The following is a 9,620-nucleotide window of genomic DNA, read 5'->3' on the forward strand; positions in this document are numbered from 1 at the left end:
CCTCAATGGCTCATGTGACACAAAGACTGTGCAGCCAGATAGCGTATAAACTGAATAACAGGCCACGCCAAAGGCTTGGTTATAAAACACCAACGGAGTATATTTATGAGCAGCTACTCTAAGTGTCGCACTTCAAACTTGATACTAAGATTTTGAACCCCGCAGTGCTCTATACCATTCACCCGTCAACACAAATTTTGGAAAGGTATAAAGCTGTTCTAGCAAAATGCGTATGACGCCATTTTTAAAACTTGTAAATGGCTCAGCCGGATTTGTTTCTTTACTGTGCCCCAGTCCTTGCATACCAAATGATAAGGCCATGATTAGAAAAGAACTAAACGCAGAGACTAAGTCAAGCCAAAATGAAGATAGCAAAAAAGATACAAAGCCTATGATAAAAACTGGTACAAATACGATATGTACTAGCAGGTTTTTACGTGATTGGTGGAACTTAGAGTACCCTTCCCATTGCCATTCAATTATTTCATTAAGTCGCATGTTTCCTCCTTGAATCCTAACGCCCTGCTAAGTGGCTGCCAACATGCCACAAAACTTAAACAAGCCACCGTAAACACCAAACCTAACCAGAAACAAAACCGCCTCGCGTTGGCAGTCCGTCTTGAGCAGTTTGTTAGGAATGCTTATTCCAAGCGCCTTTGCTGATTTGGAATGCAGTGGTTGAACTATAAAACACCAATACTGAATGCACCGCAACATACACTGAAGTTTAATGACGAGCACTTCACCAAATTTGCGGTGGTTAACCGAAACCAAGATGCGCTGAACTTGAAAACACCGAGCCGAAGAACCTTTTGGGACAAGGGGTTTCTGAAAACTTAACTTGGCCGTTCGAGCTGAAAACGGTGAACCACTGAACTTGAAATTGAGCCACAAAACGAAGCTTTCACATGAAGATGTTCGAGCCACATAGACGCGAAAGTAACTTCAACTGATGAACTTAAAGTGGCTGAGCGCCGAGCTACCAAGCCTACAATATTAAAAGCAACCTAACGCCGCGTTAAGTAGTGAGCAACGCCGACCACTAACCTAAACCTTTACACCGTAAACACTTAACCCAACTTTGAATGCAAAGTGCCAAGCGTTGGGAATCTGCCTTAAACGCTTTGTTATGCCTGTCCCAATGTTTTCAAAGAACTAGGGACGATTAGCTTGTGAACTGGAGCAACAAAAAACATGTACACTTTGCCAAACATGTTATGTACATGCACCACCGTGGTCGCGTGTACTGTAATTTTATCCCCAACTACGTCCAGTAAAAACGACACTCTTACATCAAGATGTTTGTCACTGTCCTCTAAGACAATTTCAGTATCACTATTGCTGTGTAACGTGAAAATACCGATTCTCTCACCAACGCTAATGTTTGCCACATTTTCCGCTAACATAGCATCCTGAAGTCGGCCTAAGTTCTTTAAACCAAGTACTGATACTATGCGATTTCTCGTTGCCATTAAGAATGAAACCCACGCTGGCGTTTGTTTCGCGATTTCAAGATAGATATCGAGTGCGGTTTGGTCATTGTTAGGGATTTCGCATGAAAAGCTATCAGCGAAATAAGCCCCTTTTGCATAATCAAACAACTCAGAACATTTTGGAATTGACATGTATTTCTCCCAAAAGGCATAACGCCCTTGCTAAGCGGCAACCAACGATACCACAAAACTCCAACAAACCACCGTAAACACTAAACATAACCAGACACAAAACCGCCAAGCGTTGGTTGTCCGTCTTGAGCTGATTGTTAGCTCGATAAGGTGAACATTTTACGATACTCAGCATAAATTGACTCTGCACCTTTATGTACTTGAGGGCTAAAGAACCGCCCACTAAAGCTCGGTTTTAAATCGCAAGGATATCGACCAGACCACCTTACTGACTCAGTCAATATTTCTAATGTAAGTTTATATTGCTCTGATAAATCAAAATTTATTGATTCAGCAAGCTTTATCAAATCATGTGTTTGGATTGCTTTAGGAAACTTTGATTCCGGCATCCAGTCTTCGCTAAGTGGCGAACCATATTTATTATAAACCCAAACAGCTTTGAATAAGTTTTCCAAGGCTAAGCCATACAACAAATAGCAAACACTTTCTAATTCTTGGCGTTCGGTATGATTTATAAGGATATCTACTCGTTCCATTGATATTCGTGCAGATGCCATTAAAGCTCTTGAGCGCTCAAACCAAGTATTAGCATCACAAACAACATGTGCAAAACTCGCGTCTTTTATTTCATTTAATTCCGTTAGTTCCAAAACTTCCCCCATCGAGCTAACGCCCTTGCTAAGCGGCTACCAACGATACCACAAAACTCAGACAAACCACCCTAAACACCACACATAACCAGACACAACACTGCCAAGCGTTGGTTGTCCGTCTTGAGCGGATTGTTAGGTATGCTCATTACAAACACCTTTGCTAGCTTGAACTATAGGACTAAGCTATGAAACTACAAAGCTCAATGCACCGCAATAACCACCAAAGCCGAACAACAACCGCGTCACTATTTTTGCGGTGGTTTACTGAAGCAAAAAAACTAACCAAATCGAGATAACTAACTACTAATGAATAAACTTGGGCAAGAGCACTTAAAACAGAAAACACTCACCCACTGACGCCAAAGATTACTAATTAAATGAATCTTTCACCAGAAAAAGTTAGGGCCACATGGCCGTTTAAATTCGAGACAAATACGATTATTGAAGTGGCTTACTGCCAAACTAAAAAACCGTGCAAACTTAAAGCAACCTAACGCCCTTGCTAAGCGGCTACCAACAATACCACAAAACTCAAACACACCACCGTAAACACTAAACATAACCAGACACAAAACCGTCAAGCGTTGGTTGTCCGTCTTAAGTAGATTGTTAGGTATGCTCATTACGAACACCTTTGCTAGCTTGAGCTATAGGACTAAACTATCAAACACCAAAGCTAGCTGCACCGCAATAACCCCCCAAGCCGAATAACAACTAAATCACTATTTTTTCGGTGGTTCACTGAAGCAAAAAAACTAACCGGATGGAGATAGCGAACTTACAACGAACAAACTTAACCAAGCGCACTTCAAACCAGAAAACACTCAGCCACTAACATCAAAGCTTGCCAGTTGAATGAAACCTTCATCTGAAAAAGTTCGAGCCACATGACCGCTGAGATTCGCGACAACAAAAGGATTCAAAGTGGCTGAACGCCAAACTAAAAAACCGTACAAACCCAAAGCAACCTAACGCCCTGTTAAGGTGTGAGCAACGCAATACCAAAGCTCCCGCATACCACCTTAAACACTAAACGCAACGCATACCAAAAATGCCACGCGTTGCGAATCACTCTTAAACAGTTTGTTATAGCGATTTATTCACAACACTTTTTATTCTTTTTTCCAGAGCCACAGTAACACTGATCATTTCTACCAGTATGCTTTTTGGCTAAATTTAAGATCGCTGGATACAGTAAAGATGCTCGCAAATGAAACTGCTGTAAGTCGGACGCAGCTACAACACCCTTACTATTTAGCCTCAATTGGTCTTGCTCAACTTCAATCGCAATGTAGTCTTTTAAAGACTGGTCGTCGATCAGAGCTACAAACTTAGTCGGAAGAAAATTATCATGAATTAGATCTTCCACCGAGCTGTCCGGAGCAAACTTTAATAAGCCAGAACGATATTCATTTGGTGTAACGCAGATCAATGAGTTGTCAGGTAACTTAACAACAGCGTGAGCGGTCATTTTAATTGCTATATTGCCCAGGCAAGAAAAAATCCACCCTAGCTGTACACTACCACCATGTCTTTCAATATAAGAGTTGACGTTGTTTAAGCAGTTTCTAGGCAATGCAGCTACATCAGGGCTTACTCGAACCTTTATCAAGTCTTTTACCCCGAGTTTCTTCAGTAAGACACTACTTAAATCTGGTAAATCAAAATACTGCAAGCTAATACTCCTAGCTAAACAAGCGCTATAACGCCGCGTTAATGGGCAGACAACGCTACCACAAAGCTTAAGCCATTGTGACATAAACACTAATGCCAAACTGTGAGCCAAAACTGCCAAGCGTTGACTGTCCAATTGAACGCTTTGTTATGTGTTTTTTGCACCACAAACTTTTTGTAATACGGCTTCAATAACATTTTTACTGATTTGTTGGGTAATTTCTGATGATGAGATCGGTTCCAAAGTGTAAATAAACCCACTTCCTGTCACCGTAAATTTTTTAGATTTACAATCAATACTAACGGGAGCTGATAAATTACCAGATTTACCGTCTCTTCTTATATGCACGTAATTCAAATTTGCTAAATCACCATCTATAAACCATTGATCCGAATATGGTGGTAACCCCAACGGTTCGTCATAAACATAAAGGCTATTTAAAACTGATGTACCATCATTTTTAGTTTCGCCTAGGCAAAAGAAACTAACAAAAATTAAAACTGTTAATATGCTTCTATACATTGCTTATCCATATTACATGATTTTGGTAAATCATCACTCAAGAGACACATAACGCCGCATTAAGGTGTGAGCGACGCTTGCCTATACTTTGAGCGAAGCGAAAACGCCAAGCGTTGCGAATCACTCTTAAATGCTTTGTTATGTGTATACTAAACTGATTGTACATTACTTCTAAATGTATAAAGGGGTGAAGTATGAATAAGTGCGTTTTAGGACTACTTATTTATCTATGTAGCTATCAGCTAGCATATGGTGATGAGATAAATAAAGCAGAAAGACAAGTCGCCACTATGCTAACGGTCTTAGAGGTGTGCAAGACTAAGAGCAAACCCATGTATGAGAAAGTATTGGATGTACAATTGCCACTCATTTTGGTTAGCGCTTCAGCTTTTGGGAAAGATGCAACGCGTTTAATTCTTGAAACTTATCCTCCACTTGCAACCAGCTATTTGGAAGACCCTAATCTAAACAAGAAGATAACATTAAAGTTTTGTAATAATACTCTTTTTCAAAGCAATGAAATTGTAACTCATTACCTTGATAAATACGGCAAGCAACCCTTACCTTCTTGGCTTACAACAAATGAGTTCAAAGAACTGCTGAATGATTTAGTGCACTGAAAACACATAACGCCGCATTAAGGTGTGAGCGGCGCTTGGCTATACTTGAGCGAAGCGAAAACGCCAAGCGTTGCGAATCACTCTTAAATGCTTTGTTATGCAAATTTTCTTACTTGCAGAAAGTCTCAATATACAGTGCTTCGACCTTGTCTCTAGCCCACTGAGTGCGACGCAAGAACTTAAGCGAAGACTTGATAGATGGGTTGTTGTAAAAGCAGTTGATCTGGATTTCCGCGTCCAAGCCTTCCCAACCATAATGTTCCTGTAGACGGACAAGAATTTTCTCTAGCGTCAAACCATGTAGTGGGTTGTTTGGTTGCTCTTGGTTCATTTGGGGGATTCCTGAAATACTTAAAATCAGCCTAAGTCTACCAGATTAGCAGTAGGAACTTAGTAGTTTTACCCACGTTTATCGCTGTCTGTCTGAACAATCAGAAACGAACAGAAATGAGCTATAGAGTTAAATTATCCTCATTTGCATAACGCCGCATTAAGGTGTGAGCGACGCTAACACCTTAGCTAAACAATTGTGCCATAAACACTAAACTGACTTGAAGTGACGGCGCCAAGCGTTGTGAATCACTCTTAAATTTATTGTTAGGGCTGTGGTTGAAGGGACTGTTTTTCTTTGAAGTAAAGATACATTGGGAGTCAACAAAAGACTAATATCTAAGCCATTGGCAAGTAACCAAGGAACCAACGCTCCATAAGGAAGCAATATACCTAACAAAGTAAGAACTAGATAAAACCTTACCATTTCAAATCCTTGCAATTTTTGTAGTAAGCCCTAACGCCCTGCTAAGGGGTGAACAACGCATATCATCAAAACTAAGCCATTGTGCCGTAAACACCTAAACTCATTCAAACCAACATTGCCGAGCGTTGTGAATCCCTCTTGAGCAGATTGTTATGTGTTGATTAACCATGCTGAAACCAGAAAGCAAACTAGAGAAATAAGTACACCTAAAAATGGAATTTTAAACCAGTATTTTTTGGCCAAAATTAAATATGACACACCAACCGCTACTGGTAAAAGAGAAAACCAAATAGAGTTCTTAATGACTTCGAAATGGTTAACGGCCAATGGAAGGTAAATGGCTGGTAGTAACATGGCCCCTAAACTATGGCTAGCATTGAAACCTACCCAAGCGCGCCACATTGTAGTTTCTTTGGTAAGTCTTGGTGACGTACTTTTCATGGCAGTAAACACTGAAGCGTCATAAGGGTTAAACTTTTCTGTGAAAAATGTATACACCAAGTGGATAGCGCCCAGAACACCGAATATTGACACTCCAATTATTAGTAATATTTGACTCATATTCCCTCCCTGATTTGACACATAACGCCGCATTAAGGTGTGAGCGGCGCTTGGCTATACTTGAGCGAAGCGAAAGTGCCAAGCGTTGCGAATCACTCTTAAATGCTTTGTTATGTGCGTACTACTTGGCTGTGCATTTCCCGTAGTACTGAGATGGAATCAGGTCACCACCAAAACCAACTGTGTTTCGACTATGAACTGTATTCATTGTATTTGTAATCGTAGTGACCATCACATTACCTGCCCCAGTCGCTTCCAAAAATGACACATGATCATTTCCAGGAACCTTTACCACCTCATTACTACCATTGTTCCCCAGCACATAAACTTTGTCGGCATCTGGATCAATTAGATATCTAAGAATGAAATCACTCTTTGCCGTATGAACACCCTCTGGGTCTGAATACTTTTTATATACGCACTCTAAGGTACTGGTAGAAGCGATGGCTGAACTAGAGACAAAACAGAAAGCGATGAAAAGTAAACTATTGAACTTCATGAAAAACCTATTTTATAAGATATTTTCCGAGGAATTTTACTCTCATCTGTTTCATAGTTTGTGACATATGCCGCAAAGCACATAACGCCTCGTTAAGCGGATAAAAATGGTTGGTTAAAATCGCGAAGCGATAACCAACTGTTTTTATTCCGTTTAAACGACTTGTTAGTTGTTTTCATTAAGAACACCATTTTTACGAAGCATTCTTAATAGAGAACTTACTTCCTGTTTTAAGTCTTTATGACCTTCTTTTATGCTATCAGCATAAGCCACTAAACTATTATAATGTGCAATCGATTGTTGTTTATGCACATCTAGATTTGACTCGGCGAATAGTTTTTCTGAGAACTCTAATTTACTAACTAAATCATTATTTAACCTAAATGTATCTATAGTTCCTTTAGCGAGAGTATATGTTTTAATAATTTGCTTTCTCAAATCATTATCTGGAATTCTGCCGATTAAAAAACTATTACCTGTGTACACCGAAAAGAAATCACTAACTAAAGGATAATAAAAGGCAAGTGCGCCCCCTTTCTCAAGAGCCTCAACTTTAGAACCTATGGTTTCCTGGTATCTATCAAAAACAGTTTCCATTTCATCATGTATTGCTTGAAGAACACCTTTGATCAGTTTTTCTTCACTCTCATCAGAATGAAGTTTCTGGTTATCAAAGGATTTCTGAGTCGCTTTTATTGTGAAATATCCAGCAATTCCTGCCCCGATAATTGCGCCAATTATAGCTGACACAGGTGAAACATAATCCATATACAACTCCTAAATGTGGATAACGATTAAACAACTAACGCTAAGCTAACTTGCACGACACCTTGGTATACACTTTTGCGAAGCAAAAATGCCAAGCGTGGAGTGTCAGGTTAAGCGCCTTGTTAGCTGTAGCTTCAACGTACACTCATACTGATTGCTTCAAAAAGAGATTTATCTTTCTTTAGTGAACAATAGTGTTCATACGTTATTTCCCGAACAATAAACTCAGATGCGAAATGACCAACGTCAAATTCTAGAAAACACTTATGATCTCGATTAATGAATGTATTCCAGTGTTCACCATAAAAATAGTCAAGGTGATCAGCATGCTTTGTTGCGCGCATTTCACTTAATTGAGTTTCAGTAGGTAAATCTATTTCTACTAATTTATAGTGTTTATTCATAGTTTGTACCTTTGCAGCTAACGCCCTGTTAAGGTGTGAGCAACGCAATACCGATGCTTCCGCATACCACCTTAATCACCAAACACAACGCATAGTAAAAATGCCACGCGTTGCGAATCACTCTTAAACAGTTTGTTAGCCGCTCATTCCTAAAGGTTATTGCTTGCTCAATAGGAACTTACGCAAGTCTCTCTCAGCACGCATAACAAACAGAATGAATACTTTGTCGCTGTCTTGTTTATAGAAAACGCGGCACGGATTAACTACAACTTCACGATAACTTAGATGTTCTAATTCAGGTGGAATGCGACCCGATTCAGGGAAAGCCTCTAAGCGCTCAACTTTAGAAAAGATCGTTTGAACCAATTGTTTTGCAGCTACGATATTTTCAAGAGCGATGTATTCAGCGATCTCATTGAGGTCAGATAACGCTGGTTCAGTCCAGATTACTTCAGCCATTTTGACATTTTGTCCTTGGCTTCATCATGACTTACCACTTTACCGTCAGCTAGTGCACGCTCACCTCGTGCAATACCCTCAAGAATAGCTAAACGATTTTGCATAAATTCGTAGTCATCAACATCAACTAAATACGCAGATGGCTTACCATGCTCAGTAATTAACACTGGTTCTTTGGTATCGTGGAGATCGGCGAGGATCTTAGTTGCTTGACGTTTAAGTGATGTAACTAGTTCTACTTTCATGAAAGCTGCTCCAAAAGAATACTAAAGTGATACTATTCTATCACTTTGAGTATAGCAAGCTCCATGACGGCTAACGCCGCGTTAAGTGGTGAGCAACGCAGAGCACCCTACTTAAACCATTGTGCCGTAAACACTTAAACTGAAGCAAACCGAAAATGCCGAGCGTTGGGAATCCGTCTTAAACGCTTTGTTAAGTTGATAAATTTTTACGAAACAAATGCATAAACGATAGCGCCTATACTAACAATAGTTTGCAACAAATTAAGAACAACAATAACCTTTGCTAAAACCACCCAGAGCTTTCTTCCAGTATATTTATTAGCAGATCTCCATACAGCTACGCTCAAGAATAGATAGTAAATTGACAGAAGAATAACTCCCGCGATTGCTGCTTCCACCGTTGAGAGCTTAGTAACAAAGCTTGTTAATACCGCCCCAAAAATAATATAACCTGCCCAAAAAACATCGACTAAGCGGTAGTCTCCTGACATTAATTTAGAGACTGCTCCCTTATTAGACTCTTTCTTAATAACTTCCATTTAGCTTTCCTCTTTCAACTTAACGCCTTGTTAAGGGGTGAGCAACGCAATACCGATGCCGCCGCATAACGCCTTAATCACTAAAATCAACGCATAGTGAAAATGCCACGCGTTGCGAATCCCTCTTGAACAATTTGTTATATCCCTTGGATTCAAGTACGAAGTGCGACACCCCTGAAATTTAAAACAGTGAGATGTGCTATTCATAAGTTTTACTCCCGCCAAGAAGTGAAAAACCATGATTTACACACACCTCACTGAGAATGAAAGGTATATGATGTCCGCACTTAGAA

At 39.9% G+C, this 9,620-nt stretch carries 15 protein-coding genes and 1 pseudogene; 2 read left to right on the forward strand and 14 right to left on the reverse strand.

The features are described from left to right. Window positions 1-122, forward strand: a pseudogene (locus tag L1D31_RS22265) (IS30 family transposase); the annotation flags it as partial. A 22-nt stretch (window positions 123-144) separates the two neighbouring features. Here the strand turns inward: L1D31_RS22265 and L1D31_RS22270 are convergent. The 6 genes from L1D31_RS22270 to L1D31_RS22305 all read right to left on the reverse strand — a co-directional run bounded on the left by L1D31_RS22270 (window position 145) and on the right by L1D31_RS22305 (window position 4,475). Then, entirely contained in the window at window positions 145-498 is a 354-nt protein-coding gene (locus tag L1D31_RS22270) for a terminase (protein ID WP_239839124.1), read from the reverse strand. Between the two features lie 629 nt (window positions 499-1,127). Beyond that, window positions 1,128-1,625, reverse strand: a complete 498-nt coding sequence (locus tag L1D31_RS22275) for a DUF2867 domain-containing protein (RefSeq protein WP_239839125.1) — start codon at window positions 1,623-1,625, stop codon at window positions 1,128-1,130. Between the two features lie 137 nt (window positions 1,626-1,762). Continuing rightward, window positions 1,763-2,287 (reverse strand): hypothetical protein, encoded by a 525-nt coding sequence (locus L1D31_RS22285; RefSeq protein WP_239839126.1) that lies wholly within the window; start codon window positions 2,285-2,287, stop codon window positions 1,763-1,765. A 377-nt stretch (window positions 2,288-2,664) separates the two neighbouring features. Then, the gene (locus L1D31_RS22290; protein ID WP_239839127.1) at window positions 2,665-2,901 is read right to left on the reverse strand and encodes a hypothetical protein; all 237 of its coding nucleotides are present in this window, start codon (window positions 2,899-2,901) and stop codon (window positions 2,665-2,667) included. Window positions 2,902-3,374: 473 nt separating this feature from the next. Then, window positions 3,375-3,953, reverse strand: a complete 579-nt coding sequence (locus L1D31_RS22300) for an SEC-C metal-binding domain-containing protein (protein ID WP_031846547.1) — start codon at window positions 3,951-3,953, stop codon at window positions 3,375-3,377. A 147-nt stretch (window positions 3,954-4,100) separates the two neighbouring features. Then, on the reverse strand, window positions 4,101-4,475 hold the full coding sequence (locus L1D31_RS22305) for a hypothetical protein (RefSeq protein WP_239839128.1): 375 nt from the start codon (window positions 4,473-4,475) through the stop codon (window positions 4,101-4,103). 194 nt (window positions 4,476-4,669) lie between these two features. Here L1D31_RS22305 and L1D31_RS22310 point away from each other — a divergent pair, with 194 nt between their 5' ends. Then, entirely contained in the window at window positions 4,670-5,095 is a 426-nt protein-coding gene (locus L1D31_RS22310) for a hypothetical protein (protein ID WP_239839129.1), read from the forward strand. Window positions 5,096-5,204: 109 nt separating this feature from the next. Here L1D31_RS22310 and L1D31_RS22315 read toward each other — a convergent pair whose 3' ends face one another. The 8 genes from L1D31_RS22315 to L1D31_RS22355 form a co-directional block, all read right to left on the reverse strand. Next, window positions 5,205-5,426: a VF530 family protein gene (locus tag L1D31_RS22315; protein ID WP_176289463.1), complete on the reverse strand. Its 222-nt coding sequence runs from the start codon at window positions 5,424-5,426 to the stop codon at window positions 5,205-5,207. Between the two features lie 576 nt (window positions 5,427-6,002). Continuing rightward, the gene (locus L1D31_RS22320; protein ID WP_239839130.1) at window positions 6,003-6,413 is read right to left on the reverse strand and encodes a hypothetical protein; all 411 of its coding nucleotides are present in this window, start codon (window positions 6,411-6,413) and stop codon (window positions 6,003-6,005) included. Between the two features lie 121 nt (window positions 6,414-6,534). Continuing rightward, window positions 6,535-6,912, reverse strand: a complete 378-nt coding sequence (locus L1D31_RS22325) for a hypothetical protein (protein WP_017052519.1) — start codon at window positions 6,910-6,912, stop codon at window positions 6,535-6,537. A gap of 165 nt (window positions 6,913-7,077) precedes the next feature. Continuing rightward, window positions 7,078-7,680 carry a hypothetical protein gene (locus L1D31_RS22330; protein ID WP_239839131.1) on the reverse strand — a complete coding sequence of 201 codons (603 nt, stop codon included), beginning with the start codon at window positions 7,678-7,680 and terminating at the stop codon, window positions 7,078-7,080. Window positions 7,681-7,814: 134 nt separating this feature from the next. Continuing rightward, window positions 7,815-8,084, reverse strand: coding sequence for a hypothetical protein (locus L1D31_RS22335; RefSeq protein ID WP_239839132.1), 270 nt, complete (start codon window positions 8,082-8,084; stop codon window positions 7,815-7,817). A 156-nt stretch (window positions 8,085-8,240) separates the two neighbouring features. After that, a complete protein-coding gene (locus L1D31_RS22345; RefSeq protein WP_239839133.1) occupies window positions 8,241-8,543 on the reverse strand; it encodes a type II toxin-antitoxin system RelE/ParE family toxin in 303 nt (100 codons plus the stop codon). After that, window positions 8,531-8,788 carry a type II toxin-antitoxin system Phd/YefM family antitoxin gene (locus L1D31_RS22350; protein WP_005448240.1) on the reverse strand — a complete coding sequence of 86 codons (258 nt, stop codon included), beginning with the start codon at window positions 8,786-8,788 and terminating at the stop codon, window positions 8,531-8,533. Before L1D31_RS22350 ends, L1D31_RS22345 begins: the two co-directional genes overlap by 13 nt. Window positions 8,789-8,994: 206 nt before the next feature. Beyond that, window positions 8,995-9,327, reverse strand: coding sequence for a hypothetical protein (locus L1D31_RS22355; RefSeq protein ID WP_239839134.1), 333 nt, complete (start codon window positions 9,325-9,327; stop codon window positions 8,995-8,997). Window positions 9,328-9,620 lie beyond the last annotated feature (293 nt).

Origin of the sequence: Vibrio sp. Isolate23 (assembly GCF_022398095.1) — a bacterium.
GTDB classification, from domain to species: Bacteria; Pseudomonadota; Gammaproteobacteria; order Enterobacterales; family Vibrionaceae; genus Vibrio; species Vibrio coralliilyticus_A.

Excerpts from the sequence above, each read along its gene's own strand:
- L1D31_RS22270 (WP_239839124.1), bottom strand. The coding sequence starts at position 498 with ATGCGACTTAATGAAATAATTGAATGGCAATGGGAAGGGTACTCTAAG.
- L1D31_RS22350 (WP_005448240.1), bottom strand. The coding sequence starts at position 8,788 with ATGAAAGTAGAACTAGTTACATCACTTAAACGTCAAGCAACTAAGATC.
- L1D31_RS22315 (WP_176289463.1), bottom strand. The coding sequence starts at position 5,426 with ATGAACCAAGAGCAACCAAACAACCCACTACATGGTTTGACGCTAGAG.
- L1D31_RS22310 (WP_239839129.1), top strand. The coding sequence starts at position 4,670 with ATGAATAAGTGCGTTTTAGGACTACTTATTTATCTATGTAGCTATCAG.
- L1D31_RS22305 (WP_239839128.1), bottom strand. The coding sequence starts at position 4,475 with ATGTATAGAAGCATATTAACAGTTTTAATTTTTGTTAGTTTCTTTTGC.
- L1D31_RS22325 (WP_017052519.1), bottom strand. The coding sequence starts at position 6,912 with ATGAAGTTCAATAGTTTACTTTTCATCGCTTTCTGTTTTGTCTCTAGT.
- L1D31_RS22285 (WP_239839126.1), bottom strand. The coding sequence starts at position 2,287 with ATGGGGGAAGTTTTGGAACTAACGGAATTAAATGAAATAAAAGACGCG.
- L1D31_RS22290 (WP_239839127.1), bottom strand. The coding sequence starts at position 2,901 with ATGAGCATACCTAACAATCTACTTAAGACGGACAACCAACGCTTGACG.
- L1D31_RS22330 (WP_239839131.1), bottom strand. The coding sequence starts at position 7,680 with ATGGATTATGTTTCACCTGTGTCAGCTATAATTGGCGCAATTATCGGG.
- L1D31_RS22275 (WP_239839125.1), bottom strand. The coding sequence starts at position 1,625 with ATGTCAATTCCAAAATGTTCTGAGTTGTTTGATTATGCAAAAGGGGCT.
- L1D31_RS22345 (WP_239839133.1), bottom strand. The coding sequence starts at position 8,543 with ATGGCTGAAGTAATCTGGACTGAACCAGCGTTATCTGACCTCAATGAG.
- L1D31_RS22355 (WP_239839134.1), bottom strand. The coding sequence starts at position 9,327 with ATGGAAGTTATTAAGAAAGAGTCTAATAAGGGAGCAGTCTCTAAATTA.
- L1D31_RS22320 (WP_239839130.1), bottom strand. The coding sequence starts at position 6,413 with ATGAGTCAAATATTACTAATAATTGGAGTGTCAATATTCGGTGTTCTG.
- L1D31_RS22335 (WP_239839132.1), bottom strand. The coding sequence starts at position 8,084 with ATGAATAAACACTATAAATTAGTAGAAATAGATTTACCTACTGAAACT.